We start from the raw sequence: 22,036 nt of genomic DNA, 5'->3' as shown, positions 1-22,036 counted from the left end.
TCCCTCAAACACCATTAACAATCGTTGGGCCATACAGCCAATCAGGATTTCGCTCAGGCACGGCCAGAACATCAACCGGTTTATCAAGCCGTGGTAAACTGTCTAATAAAGCCTTAGTATAGGGATGACGCGCACGCGATAAATCACGCGCAGGCAATTCTTCTAATATGCGACCAGCATACATCACCAAAACACGATCACAGAAATCAGCAATCATATTCAAATCATGGCTAATAAAAATAAGTCCTGTTCCAGACTTTGTCACAAGCTCATCTAACACTGACAAAACTTGACACCTTACAGTGACATCAAGTGCAGAAGTTGGTTCATCTGCAATAATCAAATCAGGCTTAGGAATAAGCATCATAGCAATCATCACCCGCTGTCCCATGCCACCTGATATTTCATGAGGGAAGAGACGCATAACATGCTCAGGATTGCGAATATGAACAGATTCTAACATAGAAATTGTTTTTTCCCAGGCTTCCACTTTGGAAACACGATAGTGAATACGGTAAGCTTCCATGATTTGATCACCAATTCGCACCAATGGATTAAGCGAATATTTAGGATCTTGCAAAATCATTGAAATACGCTTTCCCCTAATAGTACGCATCTGAGGTTCACTTGCAGCCAAAAGATCAATATCATCAAAACGCATTTTTTTGGCTTTGACGCTTGCGGACTTTGGACTAAGTTTTAACAATGCACGTCCAGTCATTGATTTTCCGGACCCTGATTCCCCAACAATTCCAATTTTTTCCTTTCCTACAGAAAAGCTAACGCCGCGCACAACTTCTAAAATGCCGCGCATTGTAGGAAAAGAAATACGTAAATCTTCTATCTCTAATAATTTTTTATCCATTACGTGGATCCAATATATCGCGAAGCCCATCACCTAAAAGGTTGAAGGCAAGACTTGTAAGTAATATTGCACACCCTGGCATCGCTGCCAACCACCAACTTGTCATCATAAATTCACGGCCGGTCGAAAGCATTGCTCCCCATTCAGGATTTGGAAGTTGAGCACCCAACCCCAAAAAACCAAGACCAGCAGCCGTTAAAATAATTCCAGACATATCTAATGTTAATCGTACAACCACTGAAGGAATGCACATCGGTGCAATATGAAACAGAATAATTCGCCAAGTAGAAGCACCTTGCAAGCGAACTGCTGAGACATAATGAGATGACCGTATAGTCAAAGTTTCAGCACGTGCCAAACGGGCTATAGGTGGCCATGCTGCGATTGAAATCGCAATTGCTGCATTTTCAATTCCTGGTCCTAGAGCTGCTGAAAAAGCAAGCGCTAAAATCAAACTTGGAAAAGCAAGAAAAACATCAACAACACGCATAAGAACAGTATCAATCCATCCGCCCATATAGCCAGATACAGTTCCAACAACCAGCCCTATTGGTCCCACAATAATTGTTGTGAGAAAAACGATATAGAGAGTGATACGTGCACCAAAAACGAGGCGACTAAAAATGTCACGCCCCAATTCATCTGTCCCTAAATAATGCTGTACAGATGGCGGCTGCAATCGATGAACAAGGTCATTGCTCATAAAGTCATGAGTAGCAATCCAAGGAGCAAAAACGGCACATAAAACAATAACAAAAATAATAAACAGACCAAATACAGCCGAAAAATTATGAGAAAATCTGATCGATGAGTGATAAATTTTTTGTACATTTGCTTGAAGTATTGATCTTGGAACGGATTCATTTAACCAATGTTTCAAAGAAAATGACGATTGCGATTTATGATGATTAATTATTGTCATATTCAGCGTGTCCTTGGGTCAAAGATGCGATAAAGTAAATCAGAAAACAAATTAATAGCAACAAAAAGAAATCCTGTAAGGAAAGTGCATCCTACAACCGCATTCATATCTCCTGCCAAAAGTGCATTGGTCAAATAACGCCCAAAGCCGGGCCAAGCAAAAACCGTTTCTGTCAAAACAGCTCCTTCTAATAAAAAAGCATAAGAAAGCGCGACAACAGTAATAATCTGAACAGCTGCATTACGAAAGGCATGCCCCCAAACCGTTCGCGCCCACGATAATCCCTTCACACGTGCAGTAATAATATATTCTTGATTAAGCTGTTCAATCATAAACCCACGAGTCATACGGCTAATATAAGCCATAGCACCGAAGGCTAAGATTAAAGCAGGCATAATAATATGGCTAAAAACATTTCCAAAAGCTTCCCATTGCCCCTGCCGGAATGTATCCCAGAGAAAAAATCCTGTTCTAGGTTCAAAAGAGTACTCGTAAATAAAATCAATACGCCCTGGACCACCAATCCAGCCAAGTTTAGCGTAAAATACCAATAACGCCATCAATCCAAGCCAGAAAGTGGGTGTTGAATAACTCACCAGTGTAAAAACACGAACAAAATAATCGATAGGTGAATCGCGATACATCGCTGCAAAAATACCAAAAGGAATACCAAAACTTGTACCAATAATAATAGCAACTGTTGCAAGCTCTAACGTTGCAGGAAATACACGCTTAATATCTGCTAAGACTGGACGCCCTGAGGTTAAAGCATCCCCAAAATCAAACAAAAATACATTGTGAAGATAATTCCAATATTGAACAACCAATGGCTTATCAAGACCCAACTTATAAAACATTGCATCATAAGCTTCCTGACTAATATTATCACCAAGAATAGCAAGAACAGGATCTAAAGGAAGAAGATGACTAATAAAAAAAGTAATAGTCACCAAACCAAGCAAAGTAATAAATACCGAAATCAACAGTTTAAATATCTTGAAAAAAAAATCCCATATATACAATTTTTTTTGCTTTTGCGTTGCTGCGGTATTGGCTTCTGGAAATGATAAAGTCATCTTGATAAAATCCTACACACCTATAAAATATGAATGTGACATTCCTCTCTGCCACACAATAAAAAACTACAATCACACACCCTACACAATTTTATTCATGTGACTGCGCATATTTTTCTGCATCATTGTAGTAAAGCCTAAAGCTATTCCAAACCCAATTTTTGACTGCTGGTCCCATGCCAACGGTATAATACGTCTGAAATAAATAAACCATAGGTCCGTGCTCGAGCACATAATGCTGTAAAGCACGATACTGCGTAATACGTTTATTTTGATCTTGTTCAAACAATGTATCCATCACCATTTTATTGACATTTTCATCATAATAACCAGCACGCCAAGCCAAATACATATTGTGCTTTTTTGTAAATGTTGGATCAGGATTAAAAACGTGATTTAATGAAGCCGGATGTCCGTCAGGATCGGCACTCCCCCACCCCATAATAGCGGTATCATAATTTCCACCACGGACACGGCTCAACAATTGAGCCTGTGCCATCTTTTCAATTGTAAGCTCAATACCAATTTTACGTGCATTCTCTTGGATAGACTGTGCCACAGATGACATATAGGTAAGGCTCCCAACTAAAAGATTAGCCTTAAAACCATGTGGATACCCCGCTTCACTTATTAATTGCTTTGCCTTTTCTAAATTTAACTTAAACGGCAATCCCTCTTTTTCATCTAAAGCTCCGGGAATACCCAATGGCATATAACTCGCACGTGGAATTGCAATACCCTTTAAAATAGTTTTTCCAAGGTTCTCATAATCAATCAAATAACGAAGTGCCAATCTTACCTTTTCGTTAGCAAAAATTGCGTTTTTGTTGTTTAATGATAAATAAATAGACTGTGGTCGCAAAACACGGCTAATTTTGACGGGTCCCCCTTGTTTTTCAATATCCAAGATATCTTCTGAAGAGAGATCACGCGCTATATCGACATCACCTTTTTCCAAAAGTAGTCGCTGGCTTGCGGATTCAGCGACATGTTGCACAACAATCTGCTTAATTTTTGGCGCATCATCTCCCCAATAATGTTGTGTAGCCTGTAAGACAACTTTCTCCCCAGGCGTCCAGCGCATCAATTTATAAGGACCAACACAAGCAGAATGGGTGGCTAAATATTTATTGCCCATATCACCATCAACACTCTTCGCTTCAAGTGTTTGCCGATCAAGCAAAGCAGAAGCATAGGACTGTCCAATTACAGTCAAGACAAGTTGGATAGGATAAGGCTTATCCAATTTCAGTTGTAAAGTTTTATCATCAAGAGCCTGAATATCTGTTTCGACGTTATTTTTAGTAAAGCCATAATTCATCAAAGATTGGGCATAGCTCAAACCTAATTTAACAATCCGTTGCATTGACCACGCGAGATCTTGCGCAGTTGCCTTCCTTCCATCATTAAACTTTAAATCATCACGAAGATGAAAAACTATTCTTTTCCCACCATCTAAAACATCCCAAGACTGAGCCATAGCAGGACGAACTTTCGTAGGATCATTGCGATCATACTGCACTAATGCACTACAAATATTCGTTAATAATTCACTCGTCACCACCTCAACCGATTGTGCTGGATCAAAACTGCTAATTGAATCAATATTCCACGCCATCACCAATGTATCTTTAGATGATGCACTTAGTGCTAGTGATGTGGAGACATTTAAACACCCTATTGCCCCTAATAAAATACAAAAGTTCTTCAATATTTCTTTATCCCTCATTTGATTTCTTCCTTTTGCGTTTTATTTTGTCTTGTCTAAACTCAAAATACTTCTGATTTATCTATTTTATCTCTCAAAAAGTATAGCACAATACACTCTCTCTGACTTCCATTAAGCCAGACACTCAAACACGAACCTATAATTGAGACGTACACCACCCGCACTACAATGAACAGAGATCTTCAGAAATATTATCTCCATACTGTTCAACATTGACACCCCACATCTATAAACTGCAACTTCACCACACTTTATAGCAACGCCCCCCCTGCAATTTTATACACTAAATGGCTTTAAAATCACTTTTATGCAGAGGGGGTATCTTCATCATTTACGTCATGAACACGTTTTACTCGTATTTCACAGTACTTAATATGTGTTTATTTTTCAATTTCACTATAAAAAATACGCGGCGCACTATTCCAAACCCATTTTTTGATAGCAGGTGTCATAGATACAACTTTTTGAAAGATGAAAGCATAAGGCCCCTTTTGCATAAGTTCACGTTGCAAATCAGCGTATATTTGGGCCCGTTCCTGTGGATCTTTCTGAAACAATGCGTCTTCAACCTTTTGGTTCATCTTTGCATCCCAATATCCATGCTGCCAACTCGGATAGGCTGTATTTTTAGCCTCCAACCGATTATCAGGGTTATAAATAAGGCGTGAAGCCATTGCATGAGGATCTGCAGAATCATTATTCCACCCAACAAAAATCGTATCAAAAGCACGTGCGTAAAGTTTTGAAAACAACTGTGTACCTGCCAAACGTTCAATTTTAAGGCGCACGCCCACCTTTTCTGCATTATCTTGAATAGACTGAGCAATTGGCAGAGCATAAGGAGATGTCCCCACCAAAAAATTCACCTCAAATCCATCTGGATAACCGGCCTCCGTTAAAAGCTGCTTTGCTTTTTGAAGATCAAGTTTAAAAGGCTGCCCTTCTTTTTCATCCAAAGCACCCAGATTCCCAAGAGGAATAAAACTTGCACGGGGAACACCAACACCTTTAAGAAAGGTCTTTCCAAAACCTTCATAATCAATAAGATAGCGCATTGCCAAACGTACTTTTTCATTGGCAAAAATGGGATTTGTTGTATTGAACCCCCAATACATCATGGAGGGCGCCAACACTCTTTCAACCTTAATATCTGTAGTTGCTTGGAGATCCGCTAGATCCTCAGGTGTCAGATTACGTGCAACATCAATATCCTGTTTTTGCAACAATAAACGTTGTGTTCCTGGTTCCGCAACATGTTGAATTAAAATCTGCTTCAATTTAGGTGCTTTTCCCCAATAATGGGAACTTGCACGCAACAAAATAGCCTCTCCAGGATTCCATTTACTTAACTGATAAGGACCAACACAAGCAGCATGACTAGCCAAATACCGGTTACCCATATCACCATCTTGCTCGTGTTTCATAATTGTCTCACGGTCAAGCAAGGCAGTAGCACGGCTAGCAACAATATTGTTAAGAATAAGCTCTGCTGGATAGGGCTTATCAAATTTCATCACCACTGTCTTTTCATCGGGTGCTTGAAGAGCGGAATCAACATTTTGTTCTGTAATACCATATTCATTAAATGTCGCCGCATCGGCCATCTTCAGTTTAACAACCCGTTTCATGCCCCAAACAATATCATTGGCATGAGCAGGCCGACCATCATTAAACTTCAAATCATCACGCAAATGAAAAGTAATTACTGTACTCTGATCACCACCTGAAACATCCCAACTCTTTGCCAAAGAAGGAATAATTTTAGCTGGATCATCTGTAGCAGTACGGACCAAATTATCACACACATTGACAATAATTTCATCTGCATAAACATCATTGAGTTGTGCAGGGTCAAATGTACTGATTGCATCAATATTCCAAGCCATCACCAGAGTATCAGCAGGCGTTTTTGCTGCACCTTGTTGTACAAACATCCCCAGCGCAATCAGAGTAGAAACAAAAGAGCTGCTCCCTTTCAATATTTTTCTTTTCAAGTTCATAGACTTTTCCTTTTAAAGACGATTATATCGATTAATTATTTTAAAATGGTACGATAAATTTATAATAACAAAGACTGAAACAATATATTTTGGCCACCTATAGAGAATTATTCACTTTTAAATTCATTGGCTTAAGTTGCAATGAAACCATAAAAAAACATGCAACACACCTTCAATCAGCCAGTATCTCATCCAGATTACAACAGCTTTTTGCCCTCCACTAAACTCCACCTCATTCTCAAACAGCCTCTTAAGTTGTCAATCATTTAGACATTCATCACACACAGTTTCATAGATTTACCATTCATCCCCCTAAACTGTATTTAAAAAATAATACTGTATTTAAAAAATAATAATGTGCAAACTTTAAAAATAATCATGCCCCTCAGACAATTAATTTCCCTCAGATAATTAGTTTTAAAGTGTACACTCATCTTTACCGCATTATCAAGACTGAACCAAATAAGCAGAAAAACACAAGAAAGCAACCTTGCTGCAACTTTGCCTCTGTAAAAAGCTGTTTAAGCTTTTGAAAGCTAAACATAAAAGGTAATCTTTCTTTTTTATGTACAATAGAAAAAGAGTCGACAAAGGTAAAACTGCAATGAGAAATATTTCCTCTACACTTCATCTTTCTAAGAACATCATAGCCAATGAGAAAGTACATAATAGAAAGCACTTTTTCATGAGTAAAAACAAAATTCATCATACTCACTCCCCCCAAAAAGACATGACTGCTATAAATCCTTCTCAATTTCGATGTTCATCATTGCTTCGCCCCCACAAAAAGGAGACGCTAAACCACACATCGCACCAATTATTTTGTCCAACGGTAAATTCTAGGGATTCAACTAAGCAATGGAGTGAATATAAACCTGTCTGAGCTTAAATATCTTCCCCAAAAACTGGAGCTCACACAGCAAAATCGCTTCCCAAAAGAGAAAGCTATCAGATAATAAAGCATAACACAAGCAGCCTGAGTGATTTACATCAATTTTCCATAACACTATTTTATTCTGTGCTGCAGACACAAGCATTTTGTAAGAGGATACAAAACAAATATACCAATAACTCTCTATTCAATAAAAATTTAACAAATATATTTCGTTAAATTTCAAAAAAACACAACAAAGCATCATAGATCTATATTAAAAAACCTAAAAACAACTCTGCCTTCATCAATAACCATGAATAAAACATCCATCATTTACCTTATTATAGACAATGTATAAATACAACAGAAAAATATTAATCAAATTAATACTATAAATTGCACCCACAAGGCTTCCAGAAATAAAAAAATTTTAGTAACTATTCCTAAAAAATTGCTCATTGATTTTTCTTTATCTTTTCTGAAACCACATTGCTGCAGCTGTTAAAACCAGCTCTCTGCCACCCCCTCATCCAAAAAAGCGATTATCAAATGACAACCAGCAGATTACTGTCAAAAGACTATTTTATATTCTTTTATTTTTATTCAAAAGTCCCCCCCTTATTTAGGGAGATTTTTGCAAATTTATCGACAAAAACACCCTTCAAGATGATCATTTACAATCCCCACGGACTGCATAAAAGCGTAACAAATTGTGGGACCCACAAATGTCCAACCGCGTTTTTTTAAATCTGCAGCAAGACGAAGAGAAGCCGGTGTGATAGGATTGTTCTGCAATATTTGAAAATCTATCTTTTCATAACGCTCTGATTGTGGTGGCTGAAAAGACCAAAAATAGTCAGATAAACTGCCCCATTCTGCAATTATTTCACGCGCTTTGACGGCATTATTAACCACCGACCGAATTTTCCCCTGATGGCGAATAATGCCTTTCTCTAGCATCAATATTTTGATCTTTTCTTCATCATAAGTTGCAATTTTTTCAAAATCGAAATAGTCAAAAGCTTGGCGAAAATGAGAGATTTTCTTTAAAATTGTCAACCAAGAAAGTCCTGCTTGAAAACCCTCAAGACAAATTTTTTCAAACAAACGGTGATCTTCAAAAACAGGTTTTCCCCACTCAACATCATGATAAGCACAATAAAGTGGATCAGTCCCAGCCCATGAACAACGAACTTTTCCATCCGCTCCCATCAGAAGTCCTTCATCCAACATTTGATTTACCGGCTTAAAAAAGCGTTCCTTGCTCATCTTGCTTCGACTTTATCCGTCGCAATTTTGAAGATCGATTGAAAACATGATCATGCGTTGAAACACGAATTTCACCATCAAAAAAGCGTAAATTTATTTGCCCTGTTTCAGGGAACTGCACCAACCGTTTGATAGGCTTACTCTCTTGCCCCAAAGCCAAAACAAAGCCACGCTCCAAAATATTCTGATACGAAGTGCTCCTTAAAAGCCTGAAGGCCACCTCTATCTGAGCACGTTTTTTTTCCACATTATGCACAAAAGCACGCTGAAGACGTGCAATATATTCCCTCGTATTGTATTGTGCTTTTTCAGTCTTGAGCAAACGCGGTGAAAGACGCACATCAAGCGCATGAAAAGAAAAGCGTTTTTTATCATAGCTTACAAAAAGGGCACGCTGCAAACGACTTGAAATTTCATCAAAACTTCGCCGAGGTAAAGCAAAAAGTTGGTCGGCAGTCGGAAGAGCGCGTAGAGTAGCACGTAATTTTTGTCGATGAAAATCAAAATAACGCGCGAGTCCCGTGCGTAAACGTGCACCAAGCGATGCCACCTGCACCTCGAGATCAAGCTTAACGGGAACAGCTCGTTCTGCTGCTCCAGTAGGCGTTGGAGCACGCCAATCCGCAACATAATCAATCAAGGTCCAATCCGTTTCATGCCCAACAGCAGAAATAACAGGAAGAGCAGATTCATAAACAGCACGAACAACAGCTTCGTCATTAAATCCCCACAAATCTTCTAAACTTCCTCCTCCCCGTGCAACAATAATAACATCAGGCTTAGGAATAAGTCCTCCTAAAGGCAACGCATTAAAACCTTCAAGTGCAGCAGCCACTTCCCTACCACTTGTTTCCCCTTGAACCCGTACAGGCCAAACCAAAATATGCAACGGAAAACGATCTGATATACGGTGAATGATATCGCGGATAACAGCACCTGTTGGTGATGTCACAACGCCTATAATTTGCGGCATATAAGGTAAAGGTTTCTTCTTTGCTTCGTCAAATAAACCTTCATCCGCAAGCTTCTTCTTGCGATTTTCTAGAAGAGTCATCAAAGCACCAATACCTGTTGGTTCAAGAGATTCAATGACAATTTGATATTTTGATGACCCCGGATAAGTCGTAAGCTTGCCGACAGCAATCACTTCCAACCCTTCTTCAGGAGGAAATTTGAGCTTTTCCATAACTCCGCGCCAAATAACAGCCTCCAAGCGCGCCTTGTCATCTTTTAAAGCAAAGTAGGCGTGACCTGAAGCATGAGCACCGCGATACCCCGATATTTCCCCACGCACCCGCACATAAGCAAACTTTTCTTCAACAACACGTTTTAAAGCCCCCGCGATTTCAGAAACACTAAATTCTGCTACATTCGTTGCACTTATCTTTTCACCAAAAAAATTTACCATTTTTCAATTCACAGAAGTTGCAATATTCAATCTTAATATCCACACAAACACATCTTTAATGAGAATAAAATGTCTCTTTGAAGAGCATGTCTTAAAATTATATTCTATACACAACACATCAATCCATTATCAATAAACTTCGACGTTTTGCAAAGTTCTTAAACTATAGACAAAACGTCGAAGATATCATGATCCCACTTTTTTGTATTTTACAACAATGAAATCAACTTATTTTTCAATTGCACTATAAAAAATACGTGGCGCACTATTCCAAACCCATTTTTTGACATCAGATGTCATAGCTACAGAAACATATGTCTGATAGATAAAAGCATAAGGCCCCTTTTGCATAATTTCACGCTGCAAATCAGCATACATTTGTGCTCGTTTCTGCAAATCTTTTTCAAACAACGCATCCCTAACCTTTTGATTTATACTTTCATCAAAATACCCATGGCACCAACTAGCATAGCCTGTATTTTTCGCCTCAAACCGATTATCAGGGTTGTAAATAAGGCGTGCAGCCATTGTATGAGGATCAGCAGACCCATTATTCCATCCGAAAAAAATCGTATCAAAACCACGTGCATAAAACTTTGAAAACAACTGCGTACCTACAAAACGTTCAATTTTAAAACGCACTCCTACCTTTGCTGCATTATCTTGAAGAGACTGCGCAATTGGCAAAGCAAAAGGATAAGGAGATGCTCCTGCAAAAATATTTGCCTCAAAACCATCTGGATAGCCCGCCTCTATTAAAAGCTGCTTTGCTTTTTGAAGATCAAGTTTAAAGGGCTGCCCTTCCTTTTCATCCAAAGCACCAAGATTCCCAAGAGGAATAAAGCTTGCACGGGGAATGCCAACATCTTTGAGTAGGGTCTTACCAAGTCCTTCATAATCGATCAAATAACGCATGGCCAAACGCACTTTTTCATTGGCAAAAATGGGATTTGTTGCATTGAATCCCCATATGATCATGGAAGGTGCCAACACTTTTTCAATCTTAATATCTGTATTTGCTTGAAGATCTGCCAAATCCTCTGGCATCAGATTACGTGCAACATCAATATCGTGTTTTTCCAATAACAAGCGTTGTGTTCCTGGCTCTGCAACATGGCGAATTAAAATCTGCTTCAGCTTAGGTGCGTCCCCCCAATAGTTGGAACTTGCACGCAACGAAATAGCTTCTCCATGATTCCATTTACTTAACTGATAAGGACCAACGCAAGCAGAATGACTAGCCAAATACCGATTACCCATATCACCATCTTGTTCGTGTTTCATAAGTGTCTCACGATCAAGCAAGGCCGCTGTGCGATTCGTGGAAATATTACTAAGAATAAGCTCTGCTGGATAAGGCTTATCAAATTTCATCACCACCGTCTTCTCATCGGGTGCTTGAAAAGCCTTATCAACATTTTGTTCAGTGATACCATATTCACTAAATGTTGCTGCATTGGACAACTTCAATTTAACAACCCGCCTCATACCCCAAACAAGGTCATTGGCATTTGCAGACCGACCATCATGAAACTTCAAACCATCGCGCAAATGAAAAGTAATCACCGTACTCTGATCATCACTCGAAACGTCCCAACTCTTCGCCAAAGAGGGAACCATTTTAGTAGCATCATCTGTAGCAGAAACGACCAAATTATCACAAATATTGTTAATTACTTCAATTCCATAACGGTCATTCAGTTGTGCAGGATCAAATGTACTGATTGCATCGAGATTCCAAGCCATCACGAGAGTATCAGCAGGCGTTTTTGCTGCAACTTGTTGTACAAACATCCCCAGTACAATAACAGCAGAAACAAAAGAGCTGCTCGCTTTCAATATTTTTCTTTTCAAGTTCATAGACTTTTCCTTTTAAAGATTATTGTATAAATTCCCCATGCAACAACATGCAAAAATAATAAGATCAGGCTTAGAAAGCATAACTCCTAGAGGCAAAATTATAAAAACCTTCAAGAGCAACATCCACTTGCCAAACATTTGTTCCCCCCTAAACACGTATAGAACAAACCAAAATATGTAACGGAAAACCATCCGATATATGTTGAAGCTATTATACGAATGACAGTACTCTATTGATGATGTCACAATGCTTATAATTGAAGGCACCTATAATGAAGATACAGGCTTCTTCTTTGCTTCATCAAAAAGGATTTTTTCTTGCGATTTTCTAGACTAGAAGTGTCATAAAAATTCCCCCCAATTGTTGATTCACGAACCTCAATAACAATTTGATATTGTGATGACCCCCAAATAAGTTATAAACTTGCCTACAGCAATAACTTTCATCCCCTCTTCAGGAAGAAATTTAAGCTTTTTCATAGTTCGGCAGCTAATAATAGCCTCCAACCGCTCTTTATCATCTTTTAAAGCAAAAGTGGAGTGGCCCGAAGTATAAACACATCGGTAACCTAATATCCCCCCCCCACGTACATAACCAAACTTTTCTTCAACAATGTGTTTTTGAATCCCCGCTCTTTTAGAAACATTAAATTCTGCTATAATTCGTTGTAACTGTTTTTTCAAAAAATAAATTTATCATTTTTTCAATTCACGCACATCGCAACATGCAATCTTAATATCCATGTAAGCATATCTTTATCGAAATGGATAGTCTCTCTCTAAAAGAGGATGGCTTGAAATCCCATTCTATACACAACATATTATAATTCACTATAGGCAATCCTGACGACGTACTGAAAACCTTTCACCGTCATGCAAAGTACCAAAAGAGGATAAGCATTCCCTTGCGAATTCTTAGAAACAAAAGAATATCCAACAAGCTAATAAAGGAAATACTATGAAAATATCACGAAAAATGCCAACTGATCACGAGCGTGTTTCAGAAACCAGCACAGATGTCACACCAGTATTACAGGGTGGTAAACTTGAAAGAGAAGCAAAAAAAAATAAAAGACAGAATAAATAGGCAAGAAAACCCCATCACTTCTTCTTATAATGATAGTGCCATTGTATTATGAACTGGAACGCAATATATTCAAAAGGGTGTCAAAATGAGCAAAAGGAAAAATATGTCCAATTCTTTTCATTCATTTTTGGGAGGAACATCAAAGCATGTTTTTGTAAAATTACTTGTTCTTTCGCTCCTCGTTGGTATCGTGCTGAAGCTTCTTGGTTGGACGTCTCCAAATCTCGTGCGCACAATCATGGAATTTTTTAAATCTGTATGGAAAACAGGGTTTATAACTTTCACAAACTTCTTCCACATGACCATAATGGGGGCAATTATTGTTGTGCCTATTTTCCTTTTTTTACGCATTTTACGCAAATTACGCAAAAAATAAATGCCTTAATGCCTTAGAGTTTCCCTGCCGCTAATCTTTTCGAAAAATCAAACGACATAAAAATCCTGTACTAACAGCCACAAGCACCGCAACAAGTCCATAGAAAAAGCTATACTTGTGAGCTGCGTGGAAAATTGTATAAGCAATATGTGCTTTAACGATTTCAAGTGTCGTATTTGCACTATCAATAAACTGTCCGTCGCGAAAAAGATAAGCACGGACCTGATAATGTCCAACAGGAATATTTGCTGGCAAACGAAAATGTGCTGTAAAAAGTGCACCAGAACCAAAACGAACGCCGCCTACTTCCTCATTATAAAGTTTTTTTGCTTTTTGTAATTTTATAAGTTCATCACGAAAGATTTGTATTTTCGTCTGATCTTGTTCATCTGACTGTAGCAATAAATAAGGTAACCCTAGACTCAAGCGTTTATACTCTTCAGCGCTGGTAATATCCTCAATTTCACGCGTTGTTACCATTGAGTAAAAAAGAGGAACATTTTTAAAAATAAGGGAATCTGCATTAATCCAAACTCCAGCATTACGTTTCTTTTCCCGCATAACCATTGAGCGCGTTTGTCCCTCCAAGCTCACAATAATATCATAACGGTTCTGCCGAGAGTATAACGGATTGGTATTTTCTAAAACACCAGCAATATAAAGATCACGACCATCAAAATGTGCATCAACCGTGATCGTATTCGTTGTTACGATAATCTGGATAGTTTCATGATCAACTTGATCAACGAAAGCTGCTTTCGCGCCAATATGTGCCCATGTAGAAAAAGGAACCACACAAAAGCAGCTTACAATAATGCATAAAGAAAATAAGTTACCCATTTTATTTCATAAGAATATCGAGAGAAAAAAGATTATCAGGGCGTACAAATAATTGGAAAGCAAGACGCATACATACAATCAACACCAAAAAGGCAAGCGCCATACGCAATTGTTCAGCCTTTAATTTTCGTCCCGCCCTTGTTCCATATTGGGCACCAATACTTCCGCCAAGCATCAGCAAAAAAGCCAAAACAATATCAACTGACTGATTACTCACACTTTGCAAAACTGTTGTAAAAGAAGATACAAATGTAATTTGAAAAAGTGAAGTTCCAATCACCACACTGGTTGGGACACGCAGAAGGTAAATCAATGCTGGTATCATGAAGAATCCTCCCCCAATTCCCATAATCGAAGACAACAACCCAACAATGAAACCAATCCCTAAAACGGGAATGATGCTGACATATATCATGGATGTCCGAAAACGCATTTTTAACGGCAACCGATGAATCCAATTATGTCGACCAGCGAGACGAATATTGACTTTTTGTGCCTTGCGCTGGCGCAGCATATCGCGCCAACTTTCAATAATCATCAGACTTCCTACACTTCCAAGAAGAATGACATAAAGAAGCGAAATCATGAGATCTAATTGACCCAATTTTTTCAAAACAGAAAAAATTTGTATGCCGACTAAAGAGCCAATTCCACCTCCAATCGCTAAAAGAATACCAAGTTTGATATCAAGCGTGCGTCTTCTAAAATGTGTAATCGCCCCTGTCACAGATGATGCAATCATCTGATTAGCTCCTGTTCCAACAGCAATAGCAGGAGGAATATTATAGAAAATCAATAAAGGCGTGATGAGAAAGCCACCCCCAATCCCAAAAAGGCCTGAAAAAAAACCGCCGACCACCCCCATGCCAATCAAGATTAGCATGTTGAGCGACATTTCAGCAATTGGTAAATAAATACTCACTTACATAACCTTCAAAACAATGTGAGGTTTTTTAGTTAATTTTGAGAGCCCTTTTCCAATAATCTTCGTTACGTGTTTGAAAGAACAATTTTAAATGCTATCCCTGCCTTTGCAAAATCATAAATTGCATACATCTCATGTCCCCTTAAGCTCACATCACAAAATTAAAAAAACGAGCTCCTCTTAAAAAACTATAAAAGCATAATGTTATCGCTACCATAAATGCAATGGTTAAAAAATAAGGAAGCCATTTTTTAACAGAATAACGTAAAAAAAATCCCGCCTTCAGAGGCTCTGTTTTTAACAGAGACTCCGCCTTTAAGGAAGGAGCATACTGATCATTCTCAATGCAACGACCAGATGCTTGAACATCCGAATGCCTCTCTTCTCTTATAGAATTCTCCACAAGCCCCTCAGCCTCTTTTGAAGAAGGTTTCTCAGCATCCACTAGAAAAGAGTTTTCACCACCTTGTTGCAACGCGTTTGCAGCATTTTTAGGGGATGGGGTTATGTTGTTTTTCCTCGAAAAATTTGGCACTTCTTGGAGAAAAAAACGTTCTTGGTTGTCCTCACACGCCATATGAGCAAGGTGTTGCACAACAGAATCAAGCGATTTTGAACGGGAAACACGCTGTACTCGCCCTGCTTCTTTTAAGCTTTTCGTTTCGCTATGCAAACTCTGAACAAGCGTTGTAATCCGCTCTAAATGCTCAAAAAGCTTTTTTTCTTTTTGGCGACGCATATAATGTTCAGCCAAAATTGCACGACTAATATCATCCAAGTAAGATTTAAAACTTTCTTCACTCAAATTGCGTGGTGTCAAATGATGAAGCGAATGTTTCATCTGCATTTTTGTGTAAACAGAGCGTAATTTTTTAGCGATATCCGACATCGTCACTTCAGTAGGCGTGCTCCCCCTCTCCTTTTGTCCAACACCAAAAGAAGAAGGTTGATCATGCAGAAGCTGCTTAGTAGTATGACTCTTCATATTCACAAACGCTACCCCTCATTATATTCATAAACACTACGCCTTATTAATCCTTTTCAAAGAATCGCATAAAGAAGTGAAAAGTCTGCTCTATTTTAGTAAATAGAGCTTTAAGAACTTTCAAAAACATTTGTTAGAAATATGGAAAGACATAATTTTTGATTTTACTGCTTTCAAATGCTTGGGTTGAAAAATTATTCCCCCCTTTTCCTTTTCAGTCTTTTGCTATTACATTTAATGCCTGTACCCATTATAAACTGAGCATGCGGAACCAAAAAACGATATCCTCATTTTGTTATTCAGAGACCGACCGTTTGACATTCCGCACCCTTCTTATTTCAAGTTCTTTTCGGATAACTGTTTCACAAATTATGATGAACACATTCATTTGAAAGAAATGTTCATTGTTTTTTACTTTTTATTCAAGCGAAGGTGGCAATTATTAAAGCGCAAAAAAACAAAAGAGAGATGCGTAACGATGCTAAAAAGTATAAGCATACATAAGAAAACTGATATAATGGAAAAATCAATGATAGGTGAGATTCAATTCTAAAAGATTTGGTTTCTTATGGTTATTACTATAAATTTGTGATCATACAAAAAAAGAGGATCATCATGAAGATAATTGTCGCTGTCAAACGTGTTGTTGATTATAATATCAAGATACGCGTCAAACCCGATAGCACAGGCGTTGATCTATCCCATGTAAAAATGTCTATGAACCCTTTTGACGAAATCGCCGTAGAAGAAGCAATCCGTCAGAAAGAATCTGGAAAAGTTTCTGAAGTCGTTCTTGTTTCAATCGGACCAGAAGCAGCACAAGAAACTTTGCGAGCAGGACTAGCAATGGGTGCAGACCGAGCACTCCTTGTCACAACAGAGGAAACCCTCGAACCCTTAGCAATTGCTAAGATTCTCAAGCGCATTGTGCATGAAGAAAAACCGGATATGGTCTTTTTAGGAAAGCAAGCCATTGATGACGATAGCAATCAAACTGGACAAATGTTAGCCGCCCTTCTTGGGTGGGGACAAGCAACTTTCGCCTCAAACCTGGATATAGAAAATGGACACGCTACAGTCATCCGAGAAGTAGATAACGGTACACAAACCCTTTCCCTCCCTCTTCCCATAGTTATGACTGCTGATCTACGGTTAAATGAACCACGTTACACTTCTCTCCCCAATATCATAAAAGCGAAAAAGAAGCCCATTGAACAAAAAGCTCTTACTGATCTTGGCGTAGAGACGCGGGCACGCTTAACCGTTCTTAGCGTTGAAGAACCAAAACCCCGTAAATCCGGCATTAAAGTAGCAAATGTAGCAGAGCTTATTAGTGAATTAAAACAAACAAATTGCTTAATATTCGATAATGGATAAACCAAAAGCAACACTGTATAAAAGGGTAAAAACTTATGGCAATTCTTTTATTAGCCGAACAGAATACAGAAGAAACCGCAAAAGCACTCACCGCTGCTCGTGCAATTGGCAACGATATTGATATTTTGGTTTGTGGAATCAACGTTCAAGAGATCGTTGAAAACAGTGCCAAACTTACTGGTGTACGGCAAGTTCTTGTCGCTGAAGCTGATTATTTAGCACATCACTTGGCCGAACCTGTAGCCGACACGATTATCAAATGTGCAAATGATTATGATGTGATCATGGCTGCCTCCACAAGCACCGGAAAAAATGTGATGCCACGCGTAGCTGCTCTTCTTGATGTTATGCAAATTTCAGACATTATTGCCGTTATTGCACCTGATACTTTCAAACGAACAATTTATGCAGGAAATGCCATTGAAACTGTACGCACCAATGATTGCCAAAAGGTTATAACAGTCCGCACAGCCACCTTTACCGCATCCCCACAAAAAAATGATGCTGCTCCCATTAAAACAATAGCGCCGGCTGCTAATCCCAACCTTTCTTCTTTCGTAAAAGCAGAAACCAACAAAAGCAATCGCCCTGAACTTACCTCAGCGCGCGTTATTGTATCAGGCGGACGCGGTCTTGGTTCACAAGAGCAATTTATGGCGCTTCTTCTCCCTCTTGCAGACAAACTAGAAGCTGCTTTGGGTGCCAGCCGCGCAGCCGTTGACGCGGGCTATGCTCCTAATGATTGGCAAATTGGACAAACAGGTAAAGTTGTTGCCCCTCAACTTTATATTGCTGTCGGCATTTCCGGTGCAATCCAGCATTTAGCTGGTATAATGGATGCACAAATTATTGTAGCCATTAATAAAGATGAAGAAGCCCCTATTATGCAAATTGCTGATTACGCTCTTGTAGGCGATCTTCACCAAATTATTCCTGAACTGGAGAAAGCTTTATAAGCCATGCATGCACCTCTGCATTCCCAACGCGAAAGCATGGAATTTGACATAGTGATTGTAGGAGCAGGCCCCGCAGGACTTTCTGCAGCAATTCGTCTGAAACAAATTAACCCCGAACTTTCTGTCATAATCGTTGAAAAAGGCAGCGAAGTCGGTGCGCATATTCTTTCAGGCGCAGTTGTTGATCCTATCGGTATTGATACACTCTTACCAGAATGGAGGAATGAACAAGATCATCCTTTCAAAACACCTGTTACCAGTGACCAATTTTTTTTGCTGAAACCAAAGCACGCTACAGTATTTCCCAATATTCTTCGTCCAAAAATCTTATCAAATGACGGTTGCTATATCGTTTCGCTTGGTGATGTCTGTCGCTGGTTGAGCAAAAAAGCCGAAGCACTTGGTGTTGAAATCTATCCTGGATTTGCCATATCAGATACCATCCAAAACGATAATGGAGCTATCATTGGTGTTCTGACAGGTGATATGGGGCTTAACAAAGATGGAACCCCTGGAAAAAATTATATGCCCGGGATGGCCTTACTAGCAAAATATACTCTGATTGCGGAAGGAGCACGTGGTTCAATTGCAAAACAACTGATACAGAAATTTGAACTGAGCAAAAACCGTCAACCACAAAAATTTGGTCTTGGTCTCAAAGAGCTTTGGGAAATTGATCCTGCAAAGCATAAACTTGGTTTAGTTCAACATTTTATCGGCTGGCCATTAGACAATGATACCGGCGGTGGTGGATTTCTGTATCATCAGGAAAACAATTTAATTTCTGTCGGTTTTGTTGTGCACTTAGATTATAAAAATCCTTACATCTCTCCTTTTGAAGAATTTCAACGTTTTAAAACACACCCTAAAATCTATAAAATCTTCAAAGGCGCAAAACGCCTTTCTTATGGTGCACGCGTCATTAGTGAAGGTGGTTGGCAATCTGTACCAAAACTCACCTTTCCCGGTGGAGCCCTCATTGGTTGTTCTGCCGGCTTTGTCAATGTCCCTCGTATCAAAGGATCACATAATGCCATCTTATCCGGCATATTGGCAGCCGAAAAAATCGCTCCAGCTCTTGCTCAAGGCCGCGCTCATGATGAAGTTAAAGAAATCGAAGAGCATTGGCGCAAAGGTCCCATTGGCAAAGATCTTTATAAAGCACGCAATGCCAAACCACTTTGGGCGAAATACGGCACAAAATACGGAATTAAGCTTGCCGGATTTGATATGTGGTGGCAACAGCTGTTCGGATTTTCCTTATTTAAAACACTCTCCCACACAAAAGCAGATTATGCATGCCTTGAACCAGCAGAGAAATTTCAACCCATTGTTTATCCAAAACCAGATGGTGTTATAACCTTTGATCGCCTCTCTAGTATTGCACTTTCTCATACACACCATGAAGAAAATCAACCTTGCCATTTAAAAATAGCCTCACGAGAAAAACAAAGAGACTCTGAATATGCAATCTATGGAGGACCCTCCACACGCTATTGTCCCGCTGCTGTCTATGAATGGCTAAATCATCATGATCACGAAACTTACGTTATCAACGCTTCAAACTGCATACATTGTAAAACGTGCGATATCAAAGATCCCAATCAAAATATCAATTGGACCTGTCCACAAGGCAATGAGGGACCACTTTACCCCAATATGTAATCATTGTTCATTTTGCTCAAATGAGAACCTCTAAAAACGTAATCAACCAGAGTGCTGGGTTTCAAATCGAAATCCCCACTTCACACCATCAATACATCCAATCCTTTCGCAAAGTGAAACGCACTTTATGCCCTCAATAAAAACTTCTCACCAAAGCATGAAAACTTTTTGCATCAAGAAAATGCATAATACACTCTTATTGAACGATTTTTATCCCTCTAATGGTAAAACAAGGATGAGAACATTGGAACAAAGATATCTTAGTCATTCCGATTTGTTGTCAAAAGCCCGTGCCAATCATTATACTTCTCCTCAATATTGCACCTGTTCTTGCATTGAAACAATTTATGAACGACATTTTCCATCTATTCTAAAACTGCTTTTTGAGACACACACCCCCTTATTGATCTACCCTTGAAACAGTTTTTCCTGATCAAAAGAAACGGCTAGAAGGGGCGTTTCAATATACGTCATGCTAATGGATAGTAAAAATCAATATATTACAGAAATTATCCTGAATACCAATTTTCCTGCCATTTGTGTATGCAGAGCAGACTTTTAGAGATCTGTGTTCACGCGGGCAGAAACAAACGCCCCTCTCCTCTCACTCAGATTAGAAAAGAAAACATTGATCAAGCATTTTAAGGTGTAAATGAAGCGTTCACTTTTTGCAAAGTAGTCTCGAGAGCCTTTGTTAAAGCGCTTCTTCCACCTTGATGAGAAAAACAGTTTGATAAAAGTTCATTTGTTCCCCCCTTCGTTGAAAACTCTTTCTCAAGCAGTGCAAAATCAAGAGATGTGGAACAATCAGTTGCTATAATTTTGCGCATTTCATCCGTAAGATTCCCAAACATCATAGCAAGAAAATCCGCCGACTGCTCTTTTTTTAAGCCCTGTGCTACAAACCATTGATGCGCTGTTTCTATAAAATTAAAATAAACCCCCATGAGCGAACCAGCAGTCATGAAAAGATTAAACTGTTCTTCCGCATCCAACACGAATGTGCCACCCAATGCATCAAATAAATTGCGTAAAAATGGATGATCAGGATAAATTGGCGTCAAATTTTTACATTCTGCCACAAAAGGAAGTGGAACAGCACGATAAACCTTATGATTGATCCACTCTTCAACTTGTGCTGCTCTTGCCATAGCAAGTACGGAAACGACAAGCTGTTCTGAACGAAAACGAAGAGAACGCAAAACCTCTTCTGCAATTTGGTTAGGCAGACAAAGAAAAACACAATCGCTAACATCCAGCAACGCTTGATTATTTTCAGCAATTATAACTTTATCATACTTTTGTGAAAGGCGCTCAGCACTTTGCGCATTGCGTGGTGAAATGATAATGGAAGAAACGTCAACAGCGCTTGTCATTAAGCCATCGACCATTGAAGTACTGATTTTACCCGTTCCCAAAAAGCCAATTTTCATTTCTACTTCTCACTCTCATGATTTTAAACGGAGCTCAACCAACACTTCCTGCATTTTAACTAACATAAACACTAATTGAGGAAGCAACACATAACATAGCAAGAATAATGAGACCCAAATAGATTTTGGGCTTATCAAAGAGAATTGCAAAAGCAGAAAACCAACCAACAATAGCTGCTGCTAACGCAAATAAAAAACCTGGCTTACTCATGAGAACAATATGCATTGCCATTAAACCACCAATAATCAACGCCCCAAAAACAATCAACAAGCCGGTTGCAAACTTTTCATAATCGTCCATCTTTCTCTCCTCATAGCGCTCAAACTGTTACGCACTTTTTCTACCCCATGTACATATAAAAACAAAATGTTTTTTATCTAGCATAGTT

General features: G+C 38.9%; 19 protein-coding genes. 5 read left to right on the top strand and 14 right to left on the bottom strand.

Annotated features, from left to right (window positions below; translation table 11 throughout):
- Positions 1–4: 4 nt before the first annotated feature.
- From QHG54_RS08385 to QHG54_RS08345, 9 genes are all read right to left on the bottom strand, one after another.
- Positions 5–865 carry an ABC transporter ATP-binding protein gene (locus QHG54_RS08385; protein WP_317993561.1) on the bottom strand — a complete coding sequence of 287 codons (861 nt, stop codon included), beginning with the start codon at positions 863–865 and terminating at the stop codon, positions 5–7.
- Positions 858–1,787 (bottom strand): ABC transporter permease, encoded by a 930-nt coding sequence (locus tag QHG54_RS08380; protein WP_317993562.1) that lies wholly within the window; start codon positions 1,785–1,787, stop codon positions 858–860. Before QHG54_RS08380 ends, QHG54_RS08385 begins: the two co-directional genes overlap by 8 nt.
- Positions 1,788–1,789: 2 nt before the next feature.
- Positions 1,790–2,863, bottom strand: coding sequence for an ABC transporter permease (locus QHG54_RS08375; protein WP_317993563.1), 1,074 nt, complete (start codon positions 2,861–2,863; stop codon positions 1,790–1,792).
- Between the two features lie 91 nt (positions 2,864–2,954).
- Entirely contained in the window at positions 2,955–4,592 is a 1,638-nt protein-coding gene (locus tag QHG54_RS08370) for an ABC transporter substrate-binding protein (protein WP_406604197.1), read from the bottom strand.
- A gap of 380 nt (positions 4,593–4,972) precedes the next feature.
- Positions 4,973–6,592: an ABC transporter substrate-binding protein gene (locus QHG54_RS08365; RefSeq protein WP_406604196.1), complete on the bottom strand. Its 1,620-nt coding sequence runs from the start codon at positions 6,590–6,592 to the stop codon at positions 4,973–4,975.
- A gap of 1,516 nt (positions 6,593–8,108) precedes the next feature.
- Positions 8,109–8,735, bottom strand: coding sequence for a DNA-3-methyladenine glycosylase I (locus QHG54_RS08360; protein WP_406604195.1), 627 nt, complete (start codon positions 8,733–8,735; stop codon positions 8,109–8,111).
- Positions 8,713–10,143: an exodeoxyribonuclease VII large subunit gene (gene xseA, locus QHG54_RS08355; RefSeq protein WP_406604194.1), complete on the bottom strand. Its 1,431-nt coding sequence runs from the start codon at positions 10,141–10,143 to the stop codon at positions 8,713–8,715. Before xseA ends, QHG54_RS08360 begins: the two co-directional genes overlap by 23 nt.
- A gap of 228 nt (positions 10,144–10,371) precedes the next feature.
- The gene (locus QHG54_RS08350) at positions 10,372–12,003 is read right to left on the bottom strand and encodes an ABC transporter substrate-binding protein (protein WP_406604193.1); all 1,632 of its coding nucleotides are present in this window, start codon (positions 12,001–12,003) and stop codon (positions 10,372–10,374) included.
- Positions 12,004–12,381: 378 nt separating this feature from the next.
- Positions 12,382–12,687 carry an exodeoxyribonuclease VII large subunit gene (locus tag QHG54_RS08345; protein ID WP_406604192.1) on the bottom strand — a complete coding sequence of 102 codons (306 nt, stop codon included), beginning with the start codon at positions 12,685–12,687 and terminating at the stop codon, positions 12,382–12,384.
- Positions 12,688–12,961: 274 nt separating this feature from the next.
- Between QHG54_RS08345 and QHG54_RS08340 the strand changes: the two genes are divergently transcribed.
- Complete coding sequence (locus QHG54_RS08340; RefSeq protein WP_317993569.1) at positions 12,962–13,090, top strand: hypothetical protein; 129 nt, start codon at positions 12,962–12,964, stop codon at positions 13,088–13,090.
- A gap of 103 nt (positions 13,091–13,193) precedes the next feature.
- Positions 13,194–13,466 carry a DUF6460 domain-containing protein gene (locus tag QHG54_RS08335; RefSeq protein WP_317993570.1) on the top strand — a complete coding sequence of 91 codons (273 nt, stop codon included), beginning with the start codon at positions 13,194–13,196 and terminating at the stop codon, positions 13,464–13,466.
- A gap of 30 nt (positions 13,467–13,496) precedes the next feature.
- Here QHG54_RS08335 and QHG54_RS08330 read toward each other — a convergent pair whose 3' ends face one another.
- The 3 genes from QHG54_RS08330 to QHG54_RS08320 form a co-directional block, all read right to left on the bottom strand.
- Positions 13,497–14,306: a TIGR02186 family protein gene (locus QHG54_RS08330; protein ID WP_317993571.1), complete on the bottom strand. Its 810-nt coding sequence runs from the start codon at positions 14,304–14,306 to the stop codon at positions 13,497–13,499.
- Position 14,307: 1 nt separating this feature from the next.
- Positions 14,308–15,228: a sulfite exporter TauE/SafE family protein gene (locus QHG54_RS08325; protein WP_317993572.1), complete on the bottom strand. Its 921-nt coding sequence runs from the start codon at positions 15,226–15,228 to the stop codon at positions 14,308–14,310.
- A 151-nt stretch (positions 15,229–15,379) separates the two neighbouring features.
- Positions 15,380–16,222 carry a hypothetical protein gene (locus QHG54_RS08320; protein WP_406604191.1) on the bottom strand — a complete coding sequence of 281 codons (843 nt, stop codon included), beginning with the start codon at positions 16,220–16,222 and terminating at the stop codon, positions 15,380–15,382.
- Positions 16,223–16,831: 609 nt separating this feature from the next.
- Between QHG54_RS08320 and QHG54_RS08315 the strand changes: the two genes are divergently transcribed.
- Genes QHG54_RS08315 through QHG54_RS08305 form a run of 3 tightly spaced genes read left to right on the top strand, consistent with a single transcriptional unit; the run spans position 16,832 to position 20,214 of the window.
- Positions 16,832–17,593, top strand: a complete 762-nt coding sequence (locus QHG54_RS08315; RefSeq protein WP_317993574.1) for an electron transfer flavoprotein subunit beta/FixA family protein — start codon at positions 16,832–16,834, stop codon at positions 17,591–17,593.
- A gap of 35 nt (positions 17,594–17,628) precedes the next feature.
- Positions 17,629–18,549, top strand: coding sequence for an electron transfer flavoprotein subunit alpha/FixB family protein (locus QHG54_RS08310; RefSeq protein ID WP_317993575.1), 921 nt, complete (start codon positions 17,629–17,631; stop codon positions 18,547–18,549).
- 3 nt (positions 18,550–18,552) lie between these two features.
- The gene (locus tag QHG54_RS08305) at positions 18,553–20,214 is read left to right on the top strand and encodes an electron transfer flavoprotein-ubiquinone oxidoreductase (protein WP_317993576.1); all 1,662 of its coding nucleotides are present in this window, start codon (positions 18,553–18,555) and stop codon (positions 20,212–20,214) included.
- 641 nt (positions 20,215–20,855) lie between these two features.
- On the opposite strand, the gene QHG54_RS08300 is transcribed toward QHG54_RS08305, so the two are convergent.
- Both QHG54_RS08300 and QHG54_RS08295 read right to left on the bottom strand, forming a co-directional pair.
- Positions 20,856–21,647, bottom strand: a complete 792-nt coding sequence (locus QHG54_RS08300; RefSeq protein ID WP_406604190.1) for a pyrroline-5-carboxylate reductase — start codon at positions 21,645–21,647, stop codon at positions 20,856–20,858.
- A 55-nt stretch (positions 21,648–21,702) separates the two neighbouring features.
- The gene (locus tag QHG54_RS08295) at positions 21,703–21,948 is read right to left on the bottom strand and encodes a hypothetical protein (protein ID WP_317993578.1); all 246 of its coding nucleotides are present in this window, start codon (positions 21,946–21,948) and stop codon (positions 21,703–21,705) included.
- Between the last annotated feature and the right edge of the window lie 88 nt (positions 21,949–22,036).

Origin of the sequence: Bartonella gliris (assembly GCF_045277155.1) — a bacterium.
In the GTDB taxonomy this organism is placed as follows: Bacteria; Pseudomonadota; Alphaproteobacteria; order Rhizobiales; family Rhizobiaceae; genus Bartonella; species Bartonella gliris.
This window is presented reverse-complemented; position numbering and strand designations above follow the sequence as displayed.

What these genes read in the sequence shown, in the direction of transcription:
- QHG54_RS08315 (WP_317993574.1), top strand. Translation starts at nt 16,832, where the DNA reads ATGAAGATAATTGTCGCTGTCAAACGTGTTGTTGATTATAATATCAAG.
- QHG54_RS08295 (WP_317993578.1), bottom strand. Translation starts at nt 21,948, where the DNA reads ATGGACGATTATGAAAAGTTTGCAACCGGCTTGTTGATTGTTTTTGGG.
- xseA (WP_406604194.1), bottom strand. Translation starts at nt 10,143, where the DNA reads ATGGTAAATTTTTTTGGTGAAAAGATAAGTGCAACGAATGTAGCAGAA.
- QHG54_RS08370 (WP_406604197.1), bottom strand. Translation starts at nt 4,592, where the DNA reads ATGAGGGATAAAGAAATATTGAAGAACTTTTGTATTTTATTAGGGGCA.
- QHG54_RS08330 (WP_317993571.1), bottom strand. Translation starts at nt 14,306, where the DNA reads ATGGGTAACTTATTTTCTTTATGCATTATTGTAAGCTGCTTTTGTGTG.
- QHG54_RS08300 (WP_406604190.1), bottom strand. Translation starts at nt 21,647, where the DNA reads ATGAAAATTGGCTTTTTGGGAACGGGTAAAATCAGTACTTCAATGGTC.
- QHG54_RS08305 (WP_317993576.1), top strand. Translation starts at nt 18,553, where the DNA reads ATGCATGCACCTCTGCATTCCCAACGCGAAAGCATGGAATTTGACATA.
- QHG54_RS08365 (WP_406604196.1), bottom strand. Translation starts at nt 6,592, where the DNA reads ATGAACTTGAAAAGAAAAATATTGAAAGGGAGCAGCTCTTTTGTTTCT.
- QHG54_RS08360 (WP_406604195.1), bottom strand. Translation starts at nt 8,735, where the DNA reads ATGAGCAAGGAACGCTTTTTTAAGCCGGTAAATCAAATGTTGGATGAA.
- QHG54_RS08375 (WP_317993563.1), bottom strand. Translation starts at nt 2,863, where the DNA reads ATGACTTTATCATTTCCAGAAGCCAATACCGCAGCAACGCAAAAGCAA.
- QHG54_RS08310 (WP_317993575.1), top strand. Translation starts at nt 17,629, where the DNA reads ATGGCAATTCTTTTATTAGCCGAACAGAATACAGAAGAAACCGCAAAA.
- QHG54_RS08385 (WP_317993561.1), bottom strand. Translation starts at nt 865, where the DNA reads ATGGATAAAAAATTATTAGAGATAGAAGATTTACGTATTTCTTTTCCT.
- QHG54_RS08340 (WP_317993569.1), top strand. Translation starts at nt 12,962, where the DNA reads ATGAAAATATCACGAAAAATGCCAACTGATCACGAGCGTGTTTCAGAA.
- QHG54_RS08335 (WP_317993570.1), top strand. Translation starts at nt 13,194, where the DNA reads ATGTCCAATTCTTTTCATTCATTTTTGGGAGGAACATCAAAGCATGTT.
- QHG54_RS08380 (WP_317993562.1), bottom strand. Translation starts at nt 1,787, where the DNA reads ATGACAATAATTAATCATCATAAATCGCAATCGTCATTTTCTTTGAAA.
- QHG54_RS08350 (WP_406604193.1), bottom strand. Translation starts at nt 12,003, where the DNA reads ATGAACTTGAAAAGAAAAATATTGAAAGCGAGCAGCTCTTTTGTTTCT.